Genomic DNA, 21,503 nt, shown 5'->3' on the forward strand with positions numbered 1-21,503 from the left:
CAGTTTCTTACATTTAGCTGGACGTTGTCTGTAGGCGGGCCGGATAGTTCCTGAATGGCGCCGGGGAATCCTAAAGGTCCCCGCTACACCGGTTTTTCGATATCGGAGGCGTCCAGGATGGAATAGGCGTAGCCCTGCTCGGCCAGGAACCGCTGCCGCTTGGCGGCGAAGTCCTGGTCCAGGGTGTCCCGGGCCACCACGGTGTAGAAGTGTGCCGCCTTGCCATCGGCTTTGGGTCGCAGCAGCCGGCCCAGCCGCTGGGCCTCCTCCTGCCGGGACCCGAAGGAGCCGGAGACCTGGATGGCCACGGAGGCTTCGGGCAGGTCGATGCTGAAGTTGGCGACCTTGGACACCACCAGGGTGTTCAGCGTTCCCTCACGGAATTCGTTGAAGAGCCGCTGGCGTTCCTTCACCGGGGTGTCGCCCTTGATAACGGGAGCGTCCAGGCGCTCCGCCAACTCGTCCAGCTGGTCCAGGTACTGTCCGATCACCAGGGTCTGCTCACCCGTGTGCCGGCGGACCAGCTGTTCGACGACGCCGGTCTTGGTTTCCGAGGTGGAGCACAACCGGTACTTGTCGCCGTCCTCGGCCATGGCGTAGGCCACCCGCTCATCCCGGGGCAGGTCCACCCGAACCTCGATGCATTCGGCCGGAGCAATGTAGCCCTGCGCCTCGATGTCCTTCCACGGCGCGTCATAGCGCTTGGGGCCGATCAGGGAGAAGACCTCGCCCTCACGTCCGTCTTCCCGGACCAGGGTAGCGGTCAGGCCCAGCCGGCGCCGGGCCTGCAGATCCGCGGTCATCCGGAAGATCGGTGCCGGCAGCAGGTGGACCTCGTCATAAATAATCAGTCCCCAGTCATTGGCATCCAGAAGTTCCAGGTGCGGATACAGGCCGCCGCGCTTGAGCGTGAGGACCTGGTAGGTGGCGATGGTGACCGGCCGGACCTCCTTCACCGCGCCGGAGTATTCACCGATCTCGTCTTCGGTCAGCGAGGTGCGCTTGAGCAGCTCATCCTTCCACTGCCTGGCGGAGACGGTGTTGGTGACCAGGATCAGGGTGGTGGTGGAGCTGGTGGCCATGGCTGCCGCGCCCACCAGGGTCTTGCCGGCCCCGCACGGCAGGACCACCACGCCGGAGCCTCCGGCCCAGAAGTTCTCCGTGGCCAGCTTCTGGTAGGGCCGCAGCGCCCAGCCGTCCTCGTTGAGCAGAATGGGGTGCGGAGTCCCGTCGACATAACCGGCCAGGTCCTCAGCCGGCCAGCCAAGCTTCAGGAGCAGCTGCTTCAGCTGTCCGCGCATGGCGGACTGGACCACCACGGTTTCGCCGTCGATCCGCGGACCCAGCAGCGGCTGGATCTTCTTGGCGTGCATAACTTCTTCCAGCACCGGGTAGTCATTGGTCCGCAGCACCAGCCCGTGCTGGGGGTCCTTTTCCAGCCGCAGCCGCCCGTACCGGGACATGGTGTCTTCAATGTCGATCAGCAGCGCATGCGGCACCGGGAAGCGGGAGTAGGTCAGCAGTGTGTTCAGCACCTGCTCGGCGTCGAGGCCGGCAGCGCGGGCGTTCCACAGACCCAGCGGGGTGAGCCGGTAGCTGTGGATGTGCTCGGGGGCACGCTCCAGCTCGGCAAAAGCCGCAATGGCATGCCGGGCCTCGGTAGCCTGCGGGTGATCGACTTCCAGAAGAATCGTCTTATCGCTTTGGACAATCAACGGTCCGTCAACCATGTGCCGGGCTACCCTCCACTATTTCCACGTCCATAATCCGATGTACTGACACTGTACGTTCCACGTCATGCCGCGGGTCGTAGACCCGCACCCTGCCCTCATTCACTGAAAGGGGAACAAAGATCTCCTGGCGCTGATTCCCCTGGCTGTCCACCACGCCCATCCGTACAGAGCTTTTTGTCCGGATAGCCTTGCGCAGGGTTTCCAGGCTGACCAAGGACTCGGTTTCACCGCTGGTATGCAGCACTGGCCCAACGCCGCGGAGGGCAGCGAGCTGCCTGTCCAGATCCTCATCTGTCAGCTCCCACTGGTTCAGTCGGGTCCTGGAAGACGACGGCGCAGCTACGGGAACCATCCGGTGGGAGCCGACCGGTTTGCGGGCCGGTCCCTCCAGTGCAGGCGGATACCCCAGTTCCCGCAGGGAAAACGTGAGTTCCTTGGCGGACACGCCAGCTGCCACGACGGTGGGCGCAAGCCGGACCAGGCCCAGCGACGCGGTGCGCGGGTCCGCGAGCAGCGCGCTCAGCCCTTCCTCGTCGTCGCTGCGCAGATAGGACCCGGCGGTGCCGACCCGGAGCCGGCCGTACCGGGCGGCGGTGTCCTCCACCAGGTAGCTCAGCGGCTGGGGGACTTCGGTGGCGGAATGCTGGCGCAGGAACCTGAGGATGCCTTCGGCGTCGAGTCCTTCATCCAGGGCACGGCGGATGGATTCGGCCGAGAAACGGTAAATGGTGGCCGGGCCCTGGCCTTCGGCGGTGGAAATCAGCGCCAGTTCACGCGCGACGTCGGGCTCCAGGTAGCCGGGCGCGATGGCGGTCAGGTCCGCCTGCAGCAAAAAGGAGTTCAGCGGCGCCGGCAAAGCATCGCGCAGCACGGAGGCGGCCCGCACGTAGTCGCCCTCGGACACGGCGGCGCCCAGGACGGTCAGGGCGCCGGAACCGAGAAGTCCCAGTTGTGCCGCTTCCCGCAGAATGCCCGGCACCAGGCGGGCAAAACGCCGCTGCAGGCGGGGCTGGTGCCAGGTGAGGGCACTTATGAGGTCCTCAGTGTCAAAGGCGTTCACGGAGTCCCCGGAGCTTTCGACTTCCGAGAGCAGTGCCAGCATTTCCAGGGCCCGGCGCCGGACCACCGGAGCGTCGGGGCGGGAGACTTCGGCGGCCAGCGCGTTGACTGCTCCGCCGGCCGGCAGCGGTGCACCGACCAGTGAGGGAGCCCTGTCGGCGTCCAGCCAGGCTTCCACCAGCCGCCGCCACTGCTCCTCACGGCTGGCCTGCAGCCAGTCTCCTTCCGAGGCGCCCCAGCGGGACGTTGCGGCGTCCAGGGTCAGCAGCCCGGCCAGGGCGGCCAGTTCCAGCAGCCAGGAGGTGGCCGCGCCGTCGAGGCGCAGGGATTCGGACAGCCGCCGCACTTCACGCACGCCCACACCGCCAGAGCGCAGTGTCCCTACCGGGTTTTCCGCAGCCAGGCCCACCAACTCCGTCACCAGGCGGAGGGTTTCAGCCACGGCTCCGAACGCAGCATTGTCGCGCAGGTTGCGCGCTACGGGGCGCGGGTTGGGGCGGGGTGCTTCCAGTTGGAAGTCGGCCACGATGACGTGGCCGCGGGACGCCTGTCCCACCGGGCGCGGCAGTTCCACATGCAGGGCATCAAGGGGGACGAGGAGGCCGCGGGCCACCAGCCATTCCACCGCTGTGGGCGAAGGGTTTTCCAGCACGGCACGTCCCAGGGCGGCTTTTTTGGGAATGGTGCCCACCGGTGAATATTTAAACCTGCGGAGCAGTTCGGCAGTCTGGGGAGGTGCCCCGCTCATCAGCGATGCCCAGGCAACCGGGTCGGACACCAGATGATGCAGCGCGTGGGCAGCGGTAGCCGGGGTGTCGGCTTTCTCTACAGGCAGCCCGGCGCTGCGCAGCCCCTCGACTATGCCTACGAGACGCTGCCCGAACTCGGGATGCTGGGCGGCAAGCGTGGAGTAGGGGCGGCCCAGGCCCGCCGGATAGGCGCCCAGCGCCTCGCCAAGAACGGAGACCGGCAGGTAGAAGCGGCGCGTGGCATCTGCTTTGGGGGCTCCCGGATGCGGTTTCGCCCGGCGCAGCAACGCAAGGGAATGCAGGTGTCCCAGAATGACGTCCAGGGATTTGATCGTGGATCCGGCGATCGCGCCCTTGAGCCAGGACGCAGTGGTGCTGAGGTGTGAATCCTCGTTGGTGGTCAGGTCCACGGCTTCGAGGACCTGCAGCTCCGGAGCGGTGAGTTTCTCCAGGATCCGCTGCACGCTGACCCGGGTGGACGCACGTGCCGCCAGGGCCTGGAAATCAGGTACCGGCGGAAGTACGAGATCGGGCCGGGCCGTGAGCAATTCACGCAGCTGGTCGTCGCTGCGTGCGGCTAAATCATCGGCCAAAGCTCGAATCGCGGACATCAGCACCACGTTACCTGAGGAGGGAGGGAAACGGACCGATCAGCCCCGGCGCCTGCGCCTGATTGAATCGATGACCAGGCCCGCCATCAGCACGAAGGCAAGGGGCAATGCATAAAAGGTTGCTGCGACCAGCCAGGGCTCAACGGTCCGTCCCTGCAGGGAAAGGAAGAGAACCGCTGCCAGAGTGCCGAGGCCAAACAGTGCCAGCACACCCGCAAGGGCGGCAGCGATGCGGCGTAGGGGAGACGTGCCGTTGGAGATGCCGGACCCTTTCTGTGGCTGCGGATCATGGAACTTCACATCTTCGGACTGCGGAGATTGCGCTGCCGCAGTGGCCCGGACCGCGTCCGGTGGCGTGGTGCTCATGGTGATTAACGCTAACAGCGGAAAACCAGCCGACAAAGGGGAAGGCTTGGAGGCGGATTCCCTTGTCGGGATATTCTAAAGGGAACAGACTTCCCCGTAGTATCTCTGGGGTACGGAGCGCCGCTTCCGTGCCGGACTGCGGGTCACACGAAAAGGCAGGCAACCCTGCCTTGCTGAAAACTAAGAACGAGGTAACCGAAGTGCCTATCGGCAAGGTCAAGTGGTTCGACACTGGTAAGGGTTTTGGTTTTCTGGCCACGGATGAGGGGCAGGAAGTATTCCTTCATGCCTCGGCCCTGCCAGCAGGAGTCAGCGAGGTTAAGCCCGGCACCCGCATGGAGTTCGGCGTAGCCGACGGCCGGCGCGGCCCGCAGGCCCTTTCCGCACGCATCTTGGAGGCACCGCCGTCGGTTGCCAAGGCCACCCGCAAGGACGCCGAAGACATGGCTGTGATTACCGAAGACCTGATCAAACTCCTTGACGGAATCTCCAACGGCCTGCGCCGCGGGCGCTACCCGGAAAAGAAACATGCCGCCAAGGTGGCCGCAGTCCTGCGCGCCGTCGCTGACGACCTGGATGTATAAGGTTCGCGTACTGAAGTGACTATGACACCGGTAACCCCCTCTCCCGATACGTCTCCGGAACCCGGATCCGACCAGGCAGCTCCCGCGGCCCGGCGGCGGGCTCCGCGCCGTCCCGGTAAACCCGACGCCGTCCTGGCCGCAGCAGTGGCTGAAGCACGTGCCGGCCTGCTGGAGGTCGCAGCTGAAGAAGAAGTGGGCGAGTACGTGGGCGCCGTTGCGGATGCCGAGCGCCTGGTAACCCACCGGTTCGCGGCCCTGCGTCCCGGTTACCGCGGATGGCAGTGGTACTCCACGGTTGCGCGGATGCCCAGAAGTAAAAAGGTGACGGTCAGCGAGGTGGGTCTGCTGCCGTCCGAGGATTCCCTGTTGGCGCCTGAATGGGTGCCGTGGTCCGACCGGCTGCGGCCCGAGGATATCGCCGCCGAGCAGGAACAGCAGGCGAAGGAGCAGGCCGAACAGGAGGCCCGCGACGCGCTGGAACAGGCTGAGCCCCGGCAGGACGGGCAGCAGTCCTCCACTGACGCGACGGGTGCCGGGGAGGACGACTAACCCGTGACGGTTGCGGCAACAGGTTCATCAATCCCGCAGGGGGCGCTGAACTGATGTTCCGTTCCCTACGCATCTTTAACTACCGGATCTGGTTTTTCGGTGCCCTGGTCTCAAACATCGGCACCTGGATGCAGCGGACCGCACAGGACTGGCTGGTCTATGACATCCTCACTGACCAGAATGCGGCAGCGATGGGCATTGTCATGGCCCTGCAGTTGGGGCCCCAGCTGCTGCTCGCCCCCTGGTCCGGACTGATTGCGGATACCTACAACCGCCGCAAGGTCCTGCTGCTGACCCAGATCAGTATGGGCGGTCTCGGCCTCGCCCTGGGCCTGCTGGTTCTCTCCGGCCATGCCGAGCTGTGGCATGTCTACGCGTTTGCCATGGCATTGGGGATTGTTTCCGCCATTGACGGTCCGGCACGGCAGGCTTTTGTGTCCGAAGTGGTTTCGGAACGGGATCTCCCGAACGCCGTGGCCCTGAACAGCGCCTCCTTTAACGGGGCACGGATGATCGGCCCCGCCGTCGCGGGCCTGCTGACCGTGGCCGTCGGCCCGGGGCTGGTCTTTATCCTCAATGCCCTGACCTTCGGCGCCATGGTGGTGGCCCTGCTGAAGATGCGTGCCGGGGAACTGCGGGCCATGCCGAAGGCGGCCGCCGGCAAGGGGCGCATCCGGGCGGGGCTGGCCTATGTGCGCCACCGGCCGGACCTGATGATGGTGATGCTCGCCATTTTCATTGTCGGCACGTTCGGCATGAACTTTGCCATATATATAGCGGCAATGGCGCGCACGGAATTTGGCCGCGATGCAGGGGTCTTCGGGGTGCTCAACTCAGTGATGGCGATCGGCTCGGTATCCGGTGCCTTACTCTCCGCCCGCCGGGACCGGCCACGGCTGCGGTTTGTTTTCGGCGCCGCGGGTGCCTTCGGGTTCGCCTGCATCCTTTCCGCCGCCGCACCCAACCTGATCCTGTTCGCACTCTCGCTGATCCCGGTGGGGCTGTTTGCCCTCACGCTGATGACCAGCGCCAACGCCTATGTGCAGACCACCACCGCACCGGGAATGCGCGGGCGGGTGATGGCGCTGTATTTCGCGATCTTCATGGGCGGAACGCCGCTGGGCGCCCCGGTGGTCGGCTGGGTCTCCAACGCCTTCGGTCCGCGCTGGAGCCTTGGGGTAGCGGCCGCTGCCGGCATTGTGGCGGCCACACTGGGCTTTGTCTGGGCGTGGCGGACCTACGGAATGCGGTTCCACTATGACCGCAGCCTGCCGCGCCGCCTGAGCATGACCACCGACATCCCGGAAAAGGCGCAGGACCCGGACAACGCCTAGTGTCCGGGTCCTGCGCCTGATGCTGCTGGCCTGAAGGGTCAGGAATGCTCGATCACGTAGTCGATGCAGTTCAGCAGGGCGCTGACATCATCGGGTTCGATGGCAACAAAGGTGGCAATCCGCAGCTGGTTGCGGCCCAGCTTGCGGTAGGGCTCCACATCCACCACGCCGTTGGCACGCAGGGTCGCAGCGATCGCGGACGCGTCAATGCTGTCATCGAAATCGATGGTGGCAATAACGTTTGAGCGGTCCTCGGGCCGGGCGACGAACGGCGTGGCCACCGCGGATTTCTCCGCCCAGGAGTATATGCGGCCGGCGGATTCGGCAGTGCGGCCGGCGGCGAAGGCCAGCCCGCCGTTGGTGTTGAGCCACTGGACCTGCGAGTTCAGGGTCACCAGAGTGGACAACGACGGCGTGTTGTAGGTCTGGTTCAGCCGCGAGTTATCAATGGCCGTCTGCAGGTTCAGGAAGTCGGGGATCCAACGGTCGCCGGCGTTGATCCGCGCCGCACGCTCCAGCGCGGCGGGGGAGAACATGCCAAGCCACAGCCCGCCGTCGGACGCGAAGTTCTTCTGCGGGGCGAAGTAATACACATCGGACTGGGCCAGGTCCACGTCCAGCCCGCCGGCAGCGGAAGTGGCGTCAATGAGGACCAGGGAGCCGTCGTCGGCGCCCTGCACCCGCTGGACCGGAGCTGCTACGCCGGTGGAGGTCTCGTTCTGCGGCCAGGCGTAAACATCTACGCCGGGCTCGGCCACGGGCTGCGGCCGGGTACCCGGTTCGGCCTTGATGATGCTGGAGGCGGAGAGGAACGGCGCCTTGTTGGTGGCGGCGGCGAACTTGGAACCGAACTCACCGAAGGAGAGGTGCTGGGCCTTGTTCTCCACCAGGCCGAAGGAGGCAATGTCCCAGAAGGCGGTGGACCCGCCGACGCCGAGGACCACTTCATAACCCTCGGGCGCCGAGAACAGGTCGGAGAGGCCGTTACGGATGCTGCCTACAAGGTTGCGCACGGGTGCCTGGCGGTGGGAGGTGCCCAGCAGGCTGCCTCCGGCCTGCGCAAGCGCCTCGATCTGTTCCGGGCGGACCTTGGACGGTCCGGCGCCGAACCGGCCGTCGCGGGGCAGGAGTCCGGCGGGAATCTTCAGTGCGGCGGTATCGCCCATTGGTTATCGCTCCAAGCGTGTCAGGGGAAAGCGCGTATGCAATTCCATTCTGCCGCACCCTCCTCCACCGGACGATTTATGACCCCGGCCACGGGAGGATGTGCTGCAGGCCGGGCAATTTACGGGGCGTCGGGCGAATAGGCTAACGTGTTGGCGTACACCCGGGGCAGCGGTATGTTGTCCTCCTTTCTTCCTTAGTAGGAGCGGCCCGTCATGACGGATCTCATTGACACCACTGAGATGTACCTCAGGACCATCCTGGAACTGGAAGAGGAAAACATTGTTGCCCTGCGGGCGCGGATTGCCGAACGGCTGCGCCACTCAGGCCCCACCGTGTCCCAGACAGTTGGGCGGATGGAGCGCGACGGCCTGGTGGTGGTCGCGGGAACCCGCAGGCTGGAGCTGACCGAACTCGGCCGGCGCCGCGCCACGGAGGTCATGCGGAAGCACCGGCTGGCCGAACGCCTGCTGGCCGATGTGATCGGCCTTGACTGGGCCTACGTCCACGACGAGGCCTGCCGGTGGGAGCATGTCATGAGTGAACGGGTGGAACGGCGGCTCTACGAGCTGCTGGGACGCCCCACCGAATCCCCCTACGGCAACCCCATCCCGGGCCTGGAAGCGATCGGCGGCGTAGCCTCGGAGGTCTTCAGTTCAGGAGTCAATGACCTGGTCTCCATGGTCGCTGAAGCTGTGCCGGGCGCCCCGCTGAAGCTGGTCCGCCTGGCCGAGCCCATCCAGGTGGAGCCCGAACTGCTGTCCCAGCTGGACGAGGCAGGCCTGCGGCCCGGCGCCCGGATCACCGCGGAAGAAGTGGGCGGGTATATCTCAGTCCGTGTGCCCGGCATTGAAGGGGCCCTGGAACTGCCTGCGGAGGTTGCGGCGCACGTCTTCGTGTCCCACGCCGGGTAACGGAATGGTCACTTTTGTGGCGTTTACCCTATAGTGAGTTCCTGACGTTGAAACACCATCGTTATCCGGTCCGTCCGCCGAGCCCTGCCAGCGGACCGGAGTACCAACCGTTCAGGCAGGGGCGGAGGACCCACTTTCCGGCAGCACAGCTGCCTTGGGGTGAAGCCTTCCGGACGCCGACAGCCGTGCACGCCCAGCCGCCTGCACGCCGCCGGACCGGAGGCCGAGTTTCTCTACTCGAATCCGACAGCTAACTTCGTAGGCGATCCAAGAGAGGGAATTACTTGTCGAAGCATGCTGCTTCGGGCCGGCGCCGTGCGTCTGCTCCTGTTACGCCTGCGCGTCAGCGCAACTCAACGTCCTCCGGCCGCCGGCGGGCTGAAACCAAGACCATCTCCGTTGGGGGAGCCGCCCAGAAGGTTGCCATTACCGCTGCCACGTCGGGCCTGATCCTCACCGCGGCCCTGCCGACGACGGCGGCTGCCGGGGACCCCGCAGTGCAGTCGGAACCGGTTGTAGCGACAAGTACGCCAGTACAGGCTGATCCGAATGCCAATGTCGGCTTCGCCAGGGCAGGTTTGAGCAGCGCCTTCGATCCGGACGCCAAGCTCGCCTCGGTTACGGTTGCTGCCGGCAGCACGGTGGTTCCCGCCGCGGCCAAGGGCACACTCTCCACTCCGCTGGACGTCGCCCTCATCGAAACCTCCGGGTTCGGACACCGCGTCAGCCCCATCACCGGTGAAGCCGGCGAAATGCATAATGGCCAGGACTTCGCTGCCACCTGCGGCACCGCCGTAAACGCCGCTGCCTCCGGCACGGTCGTTTTTGCCGGCTGGCACCCCTATGGCGGGGGCAACCGTGTGGTGATTGACCACGGCAACGGCGTAGAGACCACGTACAACCACCTGTCCAGCGCAGCAGTCACCGTGGGTACCGAAATCAAGCGCGGACACCTGGTGGGCGCAAGCGGAACCACTGGCGCTTCCACCGGCTGCCACCTGCATTTTGAGGTCGTAGTTAACGGCGAAGTGGTCGACCCGCGGGACTGGTTGTAACCGGACGAATATCGTTTCGTGATCGGAACGTGACATAGAGCAAATGTTGCTGTACGCTCGTCCTCGTGCCTGATTCGCCAACGATCGGGCACCTTCGAACAGATCGCCGAGCTCTGCCACTGTTTGAAGTCCGTTCGCAGAATCGCATGGCAGAGGCGGGGGAACCAATTTCGGGTTTCGAAAGAAACCCTTGGGGTTAAGTTGCAAAGGCCATTAGGCCGGGCAACCGGGTGACTCCCATCCGAATCCGACAGCTCACCTCGTAGGCATTGGGAGAGGCAAACTTGTGTCATCACACGCTCATGGCCGCCGTCGCGCTGCCACCGTACAGACCAACCCGATCACCGCGCTTTCCAAGGCAGTCAGCTCCAACGCCGGTACCGTAGGCCGCCAGGCCGCCGTCGTAGTAGCAGCATCCGGCCTCGTGCTGGCTGCAGGACTCCCTGCACAGGCTTCCTCCGTGAATACGGACCGCCAGGCTCTTGAGGCCACCACCCTGAACTTCGTGGACGGCAGCGTCACCGCTCCCGCCAACGCCCCCTTCGCTCTGCAGCTGGCCGCTACCGCCGGTTCCATCGATGGATCCGAGTACCGCGCACAGGTTGCAGCAGAAGAAGCAGCAGCAACCGCAGCAGCCGAGCAGGCAGCTGCACAGGCTGCCCAGGCAGCACAGACCGCCGCTGCAGCAACCGCACCCGCAGCTGCCCCGGCCGCTGCCGGTGCCGCCGTTATGACGGCTTCCTCCACTCCTGCCGCACCCGCACCGGAAACCGCTGCTCCCAGCAACGTCGGCGCGGCCCTGGTCGCCTCGGCCTACGGCCAGATCGGCGTTGCCCAGGATTGCACCGCCATGGTTGAAAACGCACTGCGCTCCGTCGGCAAGTCCGTCGGCGATCTGGCCCCGGGCCAGTTCTTCCAGTTCGGCGCAGTTGTCGGCAGCCCGCAGCCCGGCGATCTGGTCATCACCGGTGGCCACGTCGCGATCTACGTCGGCAACGGCCAGGTCATCAGCGGCGGGCTGAACGGTATGAACACCGGCCTGCACAGCCTCTCCGACCTGCCGGGCGCCAGCTTCGTCCGGGTCAGCTAAGCCCAGTTTTTCGAGAGCCGGAGAATCATGACCTCGACAACTGAGCGCGCCCGCCACCGGGCGCCGGTGGAACGCACCACTACGCTGAACGCACTCGCCGGTGCCGTGAGCGCCAACGCAGGAACAGTGGGCCGCCAGGCCGCTGTTATTGCCGCGGCCTCGGGGCTGGTACTGACAACCGGCGTTGCCGCCAATGCCTCCGGTGCGGAGACCCTGCGCGATGTCCGCACCAGCAACCTGAACCTTTCCGCGGCCCAGCCCGTCCAGGTACCGGAGACCATTCAGGTCTCCTTCGAGCGGGACGGGATCAACGGTGTGATCACCGCTCCCGAGCCTGTGCCGGCCGAGACGCCCACGCTGACCGTACAGGCCCAGGAAGTAGTTCCCGCCACGGCCAACACCAATGCCCAGGGCGGCGCCACCACCGGTGCCGCAACTGCAGCACCGGCCGCGGCAACCCCGTCACCGGCACCGGAAGTTCCTTCCGGAGTTGGCGCAACCATCGCGGCCGCAGCTTACGCCCAGCTTGGCGTCAGCCAGGACTGCACCATGCTGGCCACCAATTCGCTGGCTGCCGCAGGCATCAACTTCCACGGATGGCCGGCCGGCTACCTGTCCCTTGGACGGACGGTCAGTGCAGCCGAGGCCATGCCCGGAGACCTGATCTACTACGCCGACGGCGGCATGGGCATGGCCCACATTGCCGTCTACGTAGGCGGCGGACAGGCAGTACACGGCGGGTTCAACGGAAACAGCACAGTGGTTGCTCCGGCGGAGCTTGGCTCCGGCGGCGTTTACATCCGCGTAGGCGGCTAATACCCCTGCACGTCAACGCGCTGCCTGAGTGCGGGGCGTGAGTTGTAAGACAGTTTGTAAGAACACGGCAAGGCTCCTCCTTCGGGGGGAGCCTTCCGGCTTTAATCCATTCCTTTTAACCCGCCCGGCCCGTCTAACCCCTCCGGCCCTTTGATACACCCGCACCGCGCCGTCGTCGCTGGGGGCGAAGCGGAGCGGGGGAGCGGTATGTCCGCCCGGGTTTTGCGCGTGAAAATGGCCAAGTTGCCAATCCCGGCATACTCTTGCATAGACAATCCGAAGTGCCGTTTGCGGAACGGTGTCTTGTACTCACCGGTTCGTGGGCGGCAGATGAAGAGGTATGTGCATGCGCACTCTCGTTCTGAATGCTGGATACGAACCGCTGGCCGTGATTACCTTCCGCCGGGCCCTGGTACTGGTCCTCAACGGAAAGGCAAGCGTGGTAGCCGAGAGCGGTGAACCCGTGGCCGGGCCAAATGAGATTTTTCCCCGGCCCTCCGTGATCCTGCTGCACCGTTATGTGAAAATTCCCTACCGCGAGGGCACTGTTGCCACCCGCCGGGGAGTACTGCGCCGGGATAACCATGAATGCGCTTATTGCGGCAAGGCTGCGGCGACGGTGGACCACGTAGTGCCCCGCTCCCGCGGCGGAGATGACAGCTGGGAGAATCTCGTAGCCTGCTGCCTGCGCTGCAACAACACCAAAGGGGATAAGACCCTGGCGCAACTCGGGTGGCAGCTGCGCATTTCGCCCAAGGCGCCCCGCGGAGCCCGCTGGCAGATCCGTGAACTGGAACGGCCGTCCCCGCAGTGGGACCCCTTCCTGCAGAATGACACGGCTGCCTGATGCCCGGACCCCCGGATCACGCGGCAATTATCCTGGCCGGCGGCCGCTCCAGCCGTCTGGGCGGTGTGCCCAAGGCACTGTTGCTGGCGGACGGTAAAACGCTGCTGGAAACCACCCTTGCCGCGGTCCCCGACGCGCGGCCGGTATGCGTCGCCGGCCCGCCTCAGCTGGCCCCGCTCCTGGCCCGGTCTGCACCGGAGGCGGTGCTGGTCCGTGAAGAACCCGCCTTCGGCGGACCGGCGGCAGCAGTGGCGGCCGGCATCCTGGCCATGACCGATCCGCCCGAATGGACGCTGGTGCTGGCCTGCGACATGCCCGGTATCGCGGCCGCCATAGAGACACTGCTGTGCTCAGCGACGGGATCCGAGAGCCTGCTGGCGGTGGACGCCGAGGGATATATGCAGCCACTTGCAGGGATCTACCGCACGGCGGACCTGCTCTCCGCAGTGAATGTTCCTGCGCCCGGACAGCTGACAAACATGTCGATGAAGGGGCTGCTTGCTAGGGTGCAATGGAGGGGTGTGCAGGTTTCCCCCATGAGTACGGCCGATGTTGACACCTGGGCGGACGCGATGTCCCTGGGTGTGAGCGCCACGGACATGCAGCAGCAGTGCCTGCGGCATGGACCCAGCGAAGCGAAGGAGCACGAATGGCAAGCCAGCAGGAACAACTCGAAGCATGGAGCGGCAGGTTGCTGAGGGCCCTTGAGCTCGAAGGCACTCCGGTGGAGGTTTCCGCCGTCCTTGACCTCGCGGCAGCCGCGGCACACAGCGTGGTGCGTCCGGCGGCGCCGTTGACCACCTTCATCGCGGGTTACGCTGCGGGCCTGGCAGCAGGCAGCGGCCAGGCGGATGACGCGGTGGCCATGCGTTCGGCGATGGCGGTGGCGGCCGGCGAATGCGCCGGCGCAGCTGCAGAGAAAGGGGGAATGGAATGAGTGAACCCTCGGTTCCTGTCATCCTCCCCGTGCAGCCCAACGCGTCCTGGGCCCAGGCCCGGCATGCCGCGTACGCCGCAGCCCGTCCGTTGCCCTATGAGACGGTACCCCTGGACGAAGCCCTGGGGCGGATCCTCGCGCTGGAAACCGCTGCGCTGCAGCCCGTGCCGCATTACGCCTCGGCGGCCATGGACGGGTGGGCTGTGGCCGGCCCGCCGCCCTGGACGGTCATCACCACCAAGGAACCGGAAGTAGAGCGCTGGCAGATTCACCGCGAATCCGGGCGCCGGGCACTGCAGCCCGGCGAGGCCGTGGCCATCCTTACGGGCGGACTCATCCCAGAGGGCGCGGATTCGGTGCTGCGTTCGGAAAGCGGTACGGTGTCCGGCGATGAAGTGCCGGTGCTGACGCTGAATGACCGTGCGGAAGGCGTCCAGCCCCGGCAGGGTGAACACATCCGTCCGGCCGGCGAGGAAGCATCGGCAGGCGAAACCACCATCCCGGCAGGGAAGCTGCTGAATCCTGCGCACATCGCCCTGGCCGCCGTCTGCGGGCACGATACCCTCCCCGTATTGCGCTCCCCGAGGGTTTCCCTGCTGCTGACCGGCGACGAGGTGATCGAAGCGGGGCTGCCTGAACCGGGCCAGGTCCGGGACACGTTCGGGCCGCAGCTGCCGCAGCTAATCACCATGCTTGGCGGACGGGTGGACGTGGTGCGGCGCCTGCCGGACCGGCTCGAGGAGGTAGTGGCCGCACTCAGCAGCGAGGAGGCCAATGACGAACTCTCCATTGCAATGTCCTCCGGGGACGTGCTGATCACCACCGGTGCCACGGGGCGCTCCGAGGCAGACCATCTGCGCCGGGCCCTGGAGGAAGTGGACGCCGAGCTGCTGATCGACGGCATTGCCATGCGGCCGGGACATCCCACCATGCTGGCAAGGCTGAGGGACGGCAGGCTGCTGGTGGCGCTGCCTGGCAACCCCCTGGCTGCGATGATGGCGGTCTTCACACTGGTTCAGCCGCTGCTGGACGGGCTGCGCGGCGCACCGATTTCCCGTGAGCGGCATGTGCTGGCGGGAGTGGACCTGGAGCCGCTGCCGGGCAGGACGCGCCTGGTTCCGTGCACCATCCAGGAGGACCGGGCCATGCCCTCGCCGTATTTCCGCTCCGGCATGCTCCGTGGGCTGGCTGAAGCCGATGCAGTGATGGTGGTCCCCGCGGAGGGCTGCATCCGTGACCAGGCGGTTATGGCCCTTCCACTGCCGTGGCAGGTCAATCAGGCCCCCGCGGGCTAGGGCCGGCACGCAAACGCAACAGGTACTACTGCACAGGGAGGCATTATGGGACGGGTTACCCAACGAGGACGGGTTACGCGGTTCCGGCTGGACGGACATACCGGCACCCGCGAGGACGTGCTGGCGGGGGAGGAGCCGCTGGAAATACGGCTGAACGGCACCTCCTTTACCGTCACGATGCGCACCCCTGGTGACGACTTCGATCTGGTGGCCGGTTTCCTGGTCTCCGAAGGAGTGATCTGGGAACCCGGCCAGCTCATCAGCCTGCGCTACTGCGCAGGGGTGGACGAGGAAGGGAAACAGACCTTCAACGTTGTTGACGTCCAGCTGCGTCCCGGTACTGCGCTGCCGGACACCGGCATGGAGCGGCACGTCTATACCTCCAGCTCGTGCGGGATCTGCGGCACAGCCTCCATCGAGGCCGTGCGTAAGTCCTCTCACTTTGACGCCGCGGGTGACAACGTCAGGCTGCCCCTGCAGATGCTGGCGGAGCTGCCGGACCGGCTGCGGGAGGGACAGAAAGTCTTCGACCGCACCGGTGGCGTACATGCAGCCGGACTGTTCAGCGCGGAGGGTGAGCTGTTGTGCCTGCGCGAGGACGTGGGCAGGCACAACGCCGTAGACAAGGTGGTTGGATGGGCGCTGCGGGCAGGAATGCTTCCCCTGCGCGGCGCCGTACTCCAGGTCTCCGGACGGGCATCCTTTGAACTGGTGCAGAAGGCCCAGCTCGCCGGCATTCCCGTATTGGCCGCCGTCAGCGCACCGTCCGCCCTCTCCGTAGAGCTGGCCAAGGATGCAGGGATGACCCTGATCGGCTTCAGCAGGGGCAGTTCCCTGAACTGCTATTCCGCTCCGGAGCGGATTGTCGCTCCGGTGCCTGCCGCGCTCTGACGCCGTAGCGGCAGCCCGGGCGGGCGGCCAGCCGGCGGCCCGGACCGGCAGGGGAGGCTCGCCGGCCGGATTAGCGGGAAGCCGGCAGCAGGACAGTAGCGGTGGTGCCCTTGCCCTCGGTGGAGACGATGCCCAGTTCGCCGCCGTGCTGCAGGACTATGTCCTGCACAATGGCCAGTCCCAGGCCGGTGCCCGGAATGGCAGCGGTGGTGGCATTGGACGCCCGGAAGAACCGGCGGAAAAGGTTCGGCAGGTCCGCATCAGGAATCCCGATGCCCGTGTCGCAGACCTGGACCCGGATACTGTTGCCGGCGGCGTCGGACCTCACCTGCTGGGCGCGGATGTGCACGGACCCGCCGGTGGGCGTGAATTTCACGGCGTTGGAACACAGGTTGGTGAAAACCTGTTCCAGCTGGGCGCGGTCACCATCCACCAGCAGCGGCTCCGGGGAAGGCTCGAAGTGCAGGTCCAGGCTGTTGGCCCGGGCGGCGGGCGCCAGGGAGGCCGAGACGGAGCGCAGCAGCTCATCCAGGTCAACCTCCTCCACTTCCAAGGTGTTCTCATCCGCGTCATGCCGGGAGATGGTGAGCAGATCCGTGATCAGCTGGTTGAGCCGGACGGCGTTGCGGCCGACAATCTTCAGCATCTGGGCGACGTCATCGGGAAGATCGGCGCCGGAGTCTTCCAGAATGAGGTCCAGATAGCCCGTGATGGAGGTCAGCGGAGTGCGCAGTTCATGGTTTACGGTGGCCACGAAATCCGTTTTGGCCCGGTCCAGTTCCCGCTGTCGCTTGAGTACCATCCGCTGGGCGGTAATCAGGTTCCCCTGCACCAGACCGTGGGCCAGGTTCCCGCTGGCGTGCTGGATGAGTGAAATCTCGGTACTGGTCCACTCCCGGGCGCTGCCTTCACCTGCAAGCCACAGCAACCCGAAGGACTTATCCCCGTGGCCCAGCGGGGTCACCAGGGAGGTCCGCAGGCCCGCCGCAGCGGACGCCGGACTCAGCTGCACCGGTTCGTCACCGGCCGGTGCGCGGTGGTCTTCTACCGCCAGCGCGTGTCCGCGTTCCCACAGCCTGTCCGCCAGTTCTCCGGCGGTGTGGCCCGCCAGCGCAGGAATGGCCCCAACGGTGCCGTCCCTGCTCCAGGACAGGTTGAGCTCAGGCACCCGTTCATCGGGAAAGGTCACCAGCAGGACGTGGTCTGCTTCGAAGGCGGTGCCCAGCCCGTGAACCATAACCTCGGCCATCTGCTGCGGGTCATTGGTGGAGCGGATGGAAGCAGAGATGCGGCGGGTATCCGCGCGCATCCGGGCGGTGGCCATTCGGCGTCCGCGGCGGGCCTGGGCAGTGGTGAGGATGAGGTTGACCCGGCGGGCAAGATCCTGCGGGTCTACGGGACTGGGCACAAAGTCGGCAATGCCCAGCTCCACCATCAGTTCCACGTCCAGTCCGGCTTCACCGGCCACCAGGATCACGGGAAGTTTGGTCATGGACCGCTCATGCCGGACGCGCTTGAGCATGTCCATTCCGGCAATCTGGCGGACCGTGGAATCCACTACGGCCAGGGCCGGCGGGGCCTTCCGGGCGGCGTCGATGGCCTCGTCAAGGTTTCGCACCGCAACGGCGTCCAGCCCGGCAGCCGCAAGGATTCCCGCCACGACGGAAAAAACGCCGGGCTCCTCAACGGCCACAAGGGCCGTAGGGCGCCGGGCGGTGCCGTCCATAGAGGAATCGTCCTCGGGGACGGCCACGGGTTTTAGCGCCGGAGACATAGCGGCCTTTCGTCGGTGCCCGGGGCAGAAAACCGGGCAGCGATTGGAAGTGTATCAGCGCAGACAGCCAAAACAGTGACTTGTTTCACGGCGGGCGCGAGGATGTCGCGGGCCAGTTTCAGCCCCTGGCGATAGGCCCGGACGCGGGCGCACGGAGGCTTAAGCTGGAACGTGCAGATAACGGAGGAAAACACATGAGCATGGAAGGCGCCGCGTGGAGTTCGCTCCACAAGATTTCCCGCGGCAGCGGCACGGATAACAAGATTTCCAAGGACACGCTGGGCCGGATTGTCCGGTTCGCTGCCCCTTACCGGTTCCGGCTCCTGGGCTTTGTGCTGCTTTCCGTAGCCGGCGCGTTCCTGGCCGTGGCCACCCCGGTCCTGGCCGGTGAGGTGGTCAACTCCATTGTGGCCGGGACCGCCCCCGGGGTGGTGATCCGCCTCGCCCTGCTGATAGCCGCCGTTGCGGTGGCCGACGCCGCCGTGTCGCTGGCCACCCGCTGGTTCTCCTCGCGGATCGGGGAAAGCGTCATCCTTGACCTGAGGACGGCGGTATTCGACCACGTCCAGCGGATGCCGGTGGCGTTCTTCACCCGGACCCGCACCGGCGCCCTGGTCAGCCGGCTGAACAATGATGTCATTGGCGCCCAGCAGGCGTTCAGCGGCACCCTGTCCGGCGTGGTGAGCAACGTCGTCGCCCTCATCCTTACCCTGATTGTGATGCTCGGGACCTCATGGCAGGTCACCGTCCTGGCCATGTTGCTCCTGCCGGTGTTCCTGCTGCCGGCCCGGCGGATGGGCGGACGGCTGGCGGCCCTGCGCCGGGAGGCGGCCAACCACAATGCCTCCATGGGCACCCAGATGACCGAGCGGTTCTCCGCACCCGGGGCAACCCTGATCAAGCTCTTTGGCCGCCCTGACGCGGAGTCCCGCGAGTTCGCCGTACGGGCCGCCCGGGTGCGGGACATCGGCGTGAAAATGGCCATGATGCAGGCGGTCTTTGTCACCGCCCTGACACTTGTTTCTGCCCTGGCCCTGGCCTTGGTATACGGTCTTGGCGGCTACCTGGCGCTGACCGGAAGCCTGAACACGGGTGACGTGGTCACCCTGGCCCTGCTGCTCACCCGGCTCTACGCACCGCTGACGTCGCTGGCCAACGCCCGGGTGGAAATCATGAGCGCGGTGGTCAGCTTCGAGCGTGTGTTCGAGATCCTCGATCTGCGCCCGCTCATCGCCGAGAAGGAGAAGCCGGCACCGGTGCCGGACGGCCCGCTGGCCGTGGAGTTCGACGACGTCCGCTTTGCCTATCCCACCGCGGAGAAGGTCTCGCTGGCATCGCTGGAGGACGTGGCCGTGCTGGATACGCGCGGCGGTGAGGAAGTGCTGCACGGAATCTCCTTCCGCGTGGAGCCGGGGCAGACCGTTGCGCTGGTTGGCACCTCAGGCGCCGGCAAATCCACCATCGCCCAGCTGCTGTCCCGGCTGTACGACGTCGATTCCGGCGCCGTGCGCTTCTCCGGCACCGATGTGCGGGACCTGAGTTTCGCAGGCATCCGCGGGGCGCTGGGCATGGTCACCCAGGACGGGCACCTGTTCCACGAGACCATCCGCGCCAACCTGCTGCTCGCCAATCCGGAAGCGGGGGAAGAACAGATCTGGGACGCGCTGCGCCGTGCCCGGCTTCAGGACATGGTCCGGTCCCTGCCGGACGGCCTGGAAACCATGGTGGGGGAGCGCGGTTACCGTCTGTCCGGCGGTGAGCGACAGCGCATGACCATTGCGCGCCTGCTGCTGGCCCAGCCGCGGATCGTCATCCTGGACGAGGCAACTGCCGCCCTGGATTCAACCTCCGAAGCAGCCGTACAGGCGGCCCTGGGGGAGGCGCTGCAGGGACGCACCGCCGTCGTTATTGCCCACCGGCTTTCCACCATCCGCAACGCGGACCGGATCCTGGTGATTGAAGACGGCCGGATTGCCGAGCAGGGCACGCATACCGAGCTGCTGGCACGCGGCGGACGCTATGCGGAGCTGTACAACACACAGTTCGCAACGGAACCGGCCACGGACGGACACCTTGAGGAGAATCCCGCCGGCAGGCCATAAGCGCCGGCCGGCGGCGCTCCGCCGCCGGTCCGCTGCCGCCTACCGGAGCATCTGGTCCTGGACGTCCCGGTAATAATCCTTCAGCGCCAGGTCCGAGGCCGCCTCACGGTCCAGGACGAACGTTGCATGCGGGTGCATCTGCAGCACCGAGGCCGGACACATGCTCGCCAGCGGCCCCTCCACCGCCCGGGCCACAGCCTGCGCCTTGGCTTTACCGTTGGCCACCAGCAGCACCGTCCGCGCCTCCATGATGGTGCCCAGCCCCTGGGTGAGGCAGAGGGAAGGCACCTGGGTCACATCGGCAAAAAACCGTGCGTTATCCCTGCGGGTGGCGGACATCAGGGTCTTCACCCGGGTCCGCGACGCAAGGGACGACGTCGGTTCGTTGAATCCGATGTGCCCGTTCCGTCCAATGCCCAGAATCTGCAGGTCGATCCCGCCCGCGGCCTTAATGGCAGCCTCATAGTCCAAGCAGGCAGCAGCAAGATCCGCAGCGCCGCCGTCAGGGACATGTACCCTGCCCGGATCCAGGCCCAGTCTGTCGGTGACTTCCCGGCGGATCACTGCGGCATAGCTCTCCGGATGGTCCGGCGCCAGGCCTACGTACTCGTCCAGGGCGAAGGCGCTCAGAGCCGAGAGCTCCGGGCTGCGGTGGCGTTCGAGTGCCTTGTAAATGGCCAGGGGAGAGGAACCGGTGGCCACGCCCAGCGTCTTGACGGTGCCGTGGCTGACGCCGCGAAGGATCACCCCGGCGGCATATTCTCCGACCTCCGCGGCACTGTCCAGAACAACAACCTGCATGGCTCTACCTTCCGGCGCGTTCCCGGGCCCCGCCGGCCGTTTTGACCGGCGCTACGATCACCCTGGTGCCGCGGCTTTCAAACTCGGCCTTCTCGCTGTCGGTGATCCCGCTGTCCGTAATCAGATTGCTGAACACATACCCGTTCAGCGTGGCGAAGCTGCGGGTGCCGATCTTGGAGGAGTCCGCCACGATGTACGTCTCCGACGCACGCCGCGAGATCAGCGAGTTGACCGCTGCTTCGCCTTCATCGCTGACGGTGGGCCCCACTTCGGCGTCGAGCCCGTTGACCCCCACAAAAGCGAAGTCCAGTGCCACCCGCTGCAGGATGACGTCGGTGTACGGGCCCACCAGTTCGTACGAGCGGGGGTTCACGGTGCCACCGGTCACCATTACGCGGATATTGGGCCGGACCACCAGCTGTACCGCGATGTTGATGGCGTTGGTGACCACGGTCAGTGTGGGTTTGCTCGAGGGTTCCATCAGGTCCCGGCGCATGCCCAGCGCGTGGGCGATGGCGGTACTGGTGGTGCCGCCGCACAGGCCGATGACGGCGCCCAGCGGGACCAGGGCACTGGCGGCCTGGGCAATGGCCTGCTTCTCGGCCGTATGGTCATCCCGGGTATACCTGGTGGGCAGGTCGTAGGCAACAGCCTCCATTGTGGCCCCGCCGCGGGTGCGGGTCAGGAGCCGCTGTGCGGCCAAAGCATCCAGGTCCCGGCGGGCGGTGGCGGGCGAGACGTTCAGCTCAGCCATGATCTCGTCCACCTGCACGCGCCCGCGCGCCGCCAGGAGATCGAGGATGGCGTTGAGGCGCTCGGTTTTTTCCATGGT

The 21,503-nt window shown here is 66.1% G+C and carries 20 protein-coding genes and 2 riboswitches; of the genes, 13 read left to right on the forward strand and 7 right to left on the reverse strand.

Annotation, left to right across the window (positions count from 1 at the left end):
* Positions 1-83 precede the first annotated feature (83 nt).
* Genes MUK71_RS02895 through MUK71_RS02905 form a run of 3 tightly spaced genes read right to left on the reverse strand, consistent with a single transcriptional unit; the run spans position 84 to position 4,518 of the window.
* Entirely contained in the window at positions 84-1,730 is a 1,647-nt protein-coding gene (locus MUK71_RS02895) for a DNA repair helicase XPB (protein WP_227929201.1), read from the reverse strand.
* Entirely contained in the window at positions 1,723-4,152 is a 2,430-nt protein-coding gene (locus MUK71_RS02900; protein ID WP_227905760.1) for a helicase-associated domain-containing protein, read from the reverse strand. Before MUK71_RS02900 ends, MUK71_RS02895 begins: the two co-directional genes overlap by 8 nt.
* Positions 4,153-4,191: 39 nt before the next feature.
* Positions 4,192-4,518, reverse strand: coding sequence for a hypothetical protein (locus tag MUK71_RS02905; protein ID WP_227905762.1), 327 nt, complete (start codon positions 4,516-4,518; stop codon positions 4,192-4,194).
* 200 nt (positions 4,519-4,718) lie between these two features.
* On the opposite strand from MUK71_RS02905, the gene MUK71_RS02910 reads away from it, so the two are divergent.
* The 3 genes from MUK71_RS02910 to MUK71_RS02920 are packed head-to-tail and all read left to right on the forward strand — an operon-like array spanning position 4,719 to position 6,985.
* Complete coding sequence (locus MUK71_RS02910; protein WP_227905763.1) at positions 4,719-5,102, forward strand: cold-shock protein; 384 nt, start codon at positions 4,719-4,721, stop codon at positions 5,100-5,102.
* Positions 5,103-5,123: 21 nt separating this feature from the next.
* The gene (locus tag MUK71_RS02915; protein ID WP_227929238.1) at positions 5,124-5,651 is read left to right on the forward strand and encodes a DUF3027 domain-containing protein; all 528 of its coding nucleotides are present in this window, start codon (positions 5,124-5,126) and stop codon (positions 5,649-5,651) included.
* A 53-nt stretch (positions 5,652-5,704) separates the two neighbouring features.
* On the forward strand, positions 5,705-6,985 hold the full coding sequence (locus tag MUK71_RS02920; RefSeq protein WP_227905764.1) for an MFS transporter: 1,281 nt from the start codon (positions 5,705-5,707) through the stop codon (positions 6,983-6,985).
* Between the two features lie 38 nt (positions 6,986-7,023).
* Here MUK71_RS02920 and serC read toward each other — a convergent pair whose 3' ends face one another.
* Positions 7,024-8,151 carry a phosphoserine transaminase gene (gene serC, locus MUK71_RS02925; RefSeq protein WP_227905765.1) on the reverse strand — a complete coding sequence of 376 codons (1,128 nt, stop codon included), beginning with the start codon at positions 8,149-8,151 and terminating at the stop codon, positions 7,024-7,026.
* A 213-nt stretch (positions 8,152-8,364) separates the two neighbouring features.
* Here serC and MUK71_RS02930 point away from each other — a divergent pair, with 213 nt between their 5' ends.
* The 9 genes from MUK71_RS02930 to fdhD all read left to right on the forward strand — a co-directional run bounded on the left by MUK71_RS02930 (position 8,365) and on the right by fdhD (position 15,994).
* On the forward strand, positions 8,365-9,063 hold the full coding sequence (locus tag MUK71_RS02930; RefSeq protein ID WP_227905774.1) for a metal-dependent transcriptional regulator: 699 nt from the start codon (positions 8,365-8,367) through the stop codon (positions 9,061-9,063).
* A gap of 91 nt (positions 9,064-9,154) precedes the next feature.
* Positions 9,155-9,344, forward strand: a riboswitch (cyclic di-AMP (ydaO/yuaA leader).
* A gap of 3 nt (positions 9,345-9,347) precedes the next feature.
* Positions 9,348-10,118, forward strand: a complete 771-nt coding sequence (locus tag MUK71_RS02935; protein WP_227929200.1) for a M23 family metallopeptidase — start codon at positions 9,348-9,350, stop codon at positions 10,116-10,118.
* A 125-nt stretch (positions 10,119-10,243) separates the two neighbouring features.
* Positions 10,244-10,401, forward strand: a riboswitch (cyclic di-AMP (ydaO/yuaA leader).
* A gap of 3 nt (positions 10,402-10,404) precedes the next feature.
* Positions 10,405-11,208, forward strand: coding sequence for an NlpC/P60 family protein (locus MUK71_RS02940; RefSeq protein WP_227905778.1), 804 nt, complete (start codon positions 10,405-10,407; stop codon positions 11,206-11,208).
* 27 nt (positions 11,209-11,235) lie between these two features.
* Positions 11,236-12,024 carry an NlpC/P60 family protein gene (locus MUK71_RS02945; protein ID WP_227929199.1) on the forward strand — a complete coding sequence of 263 codons (789 nt, stop codon included), beginning with the start codon at positions 11,236-11,238 and terminating at the stop codon, positions 12,022-12,024.
* A 346-nt stretch (positions 12,025-12,370) separates the two neighbouring features.
* The gene (locus tag MUK71_RS02950; RefSeq protein ID WP_227905782.1) at positions 12,371-12,871 is read left to right on the forward strand and encodes an HNH endonuclease; all 501 of its coding nucleotides are present in this window, start codon (positions 12,371-12,373) and stop codon (positions 12,869-12,871) included.
* Positions 12,871-13,569, forward strand: coding sequence for a molybdenum cofactor guanylyltransferase (gene mobA, locus MUK71_RS02955; protein WP_227929198.1), 699 nt, complete (start codon positions 12,871-12,873; stop codon positions 13,567-13,569). Before MUK71_RS02950 ends, mobA begins: the two co-directional genes overlap by 1 nt.
* Positions 13,521-13,808 carry a DUF6457 domain-containing protein gene (locus MUK71_RS02960; protein ID WP_227905787.1) on the forward strand — a complete coding sequence of 96 codons (288 nt, stop codon included), beginning with the start codon at positions 13,521-13,523 and terminating at the stop codon, positions 13,806-13,808. Before mobA ends, MUK71_RS02960 begins: the two co-directional genes overlap by 49 nt.
* Positions 13,805-15,103 (forward strand): molybdopterin molybdotransferase MoeA, encoded by a 1,299-nt coding sequence (locus MUK71_RS02965; protein WP_227905789.1) that lies wholly within the window; start codon positions 13,805-13,807, stop codon positions 15,101-15,103. The genes MUK71_RS02960 and MUK71_RS02965 overlap by 4 nt, the downstream gene beginning before the upstream one ends.
* A gap of 45 nt (positions 15,104-15,148) precedes the next feature.
* On the forward strand, positions 15,149-15,994 hold the full coding sequence (fdhD, locus tag MUK71_RS02970; protein ID WP_227905792.1) for a formate dehydrogenase accessory sulfurtransferase FdhD: 846 nt from the start codon (positions 15,149-15,151) through the stop codon (positions 15,992-15,994).
* Between the two features lie 70 nt (positions 15,995-16,064).
* Here fdhD and MUK71_RS02975 read toward each other — a convergent pair whose 3' ends face one another.
* Positions 16,065-17,768, reverse strand: a complete 1,704-nt coding sequence (locus MUK71_RS02975; RefSeq protein WP_227929197.1) for an ATP-binding response regulator — start codon at positions 17,766-17,768, stop codon at positions 16,065-16,067.
* A 194-nt stretch (positions 17,769-17,962) separates the two neighbouring features.
* Here MUK71_RS02975 and MUK71_RS02980 point away from each other — a divergent pair, with 194 nt between their 5' ends.
* The gene (locus MUK71_RS02980) at positions 17,963-19,870 is read left to right on the forward strand and encodes an ABC transporter ATP-binding protein (protein ID WP_227905797.1); all 1,908 of its coding nucleotides are present in this window, start codon (positions 17,963-17,965) and stop codon (positions 19,868-19,870) included.
* A 39-nt stretch (positions 19,871-19,909) separates the two neighbouring features.
* Here MUK71_RS02980 and nagB read toward each other — a convergent pair whose 3' ends face one another.
* Positions 19,910-20,671, reverse strand: coding sequence for a glucosamine-6-phosphate deaminase (gene nagB / locus MUK71_RS02985; protein WP_227929196.1), 762 nt, complete (start codon positions 20,669-20,671; stop codon positions 19,910-19,912).
* A 4-nt stretch (positions 20,672-20,675) separates the two neighbouring features.
* A complete protein-coding gene (locus MUK71_RS02990; protein ID WP_227929195.1) occupies positions 20,676-21,500 on the reverse strand; it encodes a DeoR/GlpR family DNA-binding transcription regulator in 825 nt (274 codons plus the stop codon).
* Between the last annotated feature and the right edge of the window lie 3 nt (positions 21,501-21,503).

Source organism: Arthrobacter zhangbolii (genome assembly GCF_022869865.1).
Classification (GTDB): domain Bacteria; phylum Actinomycetota; class Actinomycetes; order Actinomycetales; family Micrococcaceae; genus Arthrobacter_B; species Arthrobacter_B zhangbolii.

Bases quoted from the DNA above. Each gene is read 5' to 3' on its own strand.
- MUK71_RS02895 (WP_227929201.1), bottom strand. From the start codon at position 1,730: ATGGTTGACGGACCGTTGATTGTCCAAAGCGATAAGACGATTCTTCTG.
- MUK71_RS02900 (WP_227905760.1), bottom strand. From the start codon at position 4,152: ATGTCCGCGATTCGAGCTTTGGCCGATGATTTAGCCGCACGCAGCGAC.
- MUK71_RS02905 (WP_227905762.1), bottom strand. From the start codon at position 4,518: ATGAGCACCACGCCACCGGACGCGGTCCGGGCCACTGCGGCAGCGCAA.
- MUK71_RS02915 (WP_227929238.1), top strand. From the start codon at position 5,124: ATGACACCGGTAACCCCCTCTCCCGATACGTCTCCGGAACCCGGATCC.
- MUK71_RS02920 (WP_227905764.1), top strand. From the start codon at position 5,705: ATGTTCCGTTCCCTACGCATCTTTAACTACCGGATCTGGTTTTTCGGT.
- serC (WP_227905765.1), bottom strand. From the start codon at position 8,151: ATGGGCGATACCGCCGCACTGAAGATTCCCGCCGGACTCCTGCCCCGC.
- MUK71_RS02930 (WP_227905774.1), top strand. From the start codon at position 8,365: ATGACGGATCTCATTGACACCACTGAGATGTACCTCAGGACCATCCTG.
- MUK71_RS02945 (WP_227929199.1), top strand. From the start codon at position 11,236: ATGACCTCGACAACTGAGCGCGCCCGCCACCGGGCGCCGGTGGAACGC.
- MUK71_RS02950 (WP_227905782.1), top strand. From the start codon at position 12,371: ATGCGCACTCTCGTTCTGAATGCTGGATACGAACCGCTGGCCGTGATT.
- mobA (WP_227929198.1), top strand. From the start codon at position 12,871: ATGCCCGGACCCCCGGATCACGCGGCAATTATCCTGGCCGGCGGCCGC.
- MUK71_RS02960 (WP_227905787.1), top strand. From the start codon at position 13,521: ATGGCAAGCCAGCAGGAACAACTCGAAGCATGGAGCGGCAGGTTGCTG.
- MUK71_RS02965 (WP_227905789.1), top strand. From the start codon at position 13,805: ATGAGTGAACCCTCGGTTCCTGTCATCCTCCCCGTGCAGCCCAACGCG.
- fdhD (WP_227905792.1), top strand. From the start codon at position 15,149: ATGGGACGGGTTACCCAACGAGGACGGGTTACGCGGTTCCGGCTGGAC.
- MUK71_RS02975 (WP_227929197.1), bottom strand. From the start codon at position 17,768: ATGTCTCCGGCGCTAAAACCCGTGGCCGTCCCCGAGGACGATTCCTCT.
- MUK71_RS02980 (WP_227905797.1), top strand. From the start codon at position 17,963: ATGAGCATGGAAGGCGCCGCGTGGAGTTCGCTCCACAAGATTTCCCGC.
- nagB (WP_227929196.1), bottom strand. From the start codon at position 20,671: ATGCAGGTTGTTGTTCTGGACAGTGCCGCGGAGGTCGGAGAATATGCC.
- MUK71_RS02990 (WP_227929195.1), bottom strand. From the start codon at position 21,500: ATGGAAAAAACCGAGCGCCTCAACGCCATCCTCGATCTCCTGGCGGCG.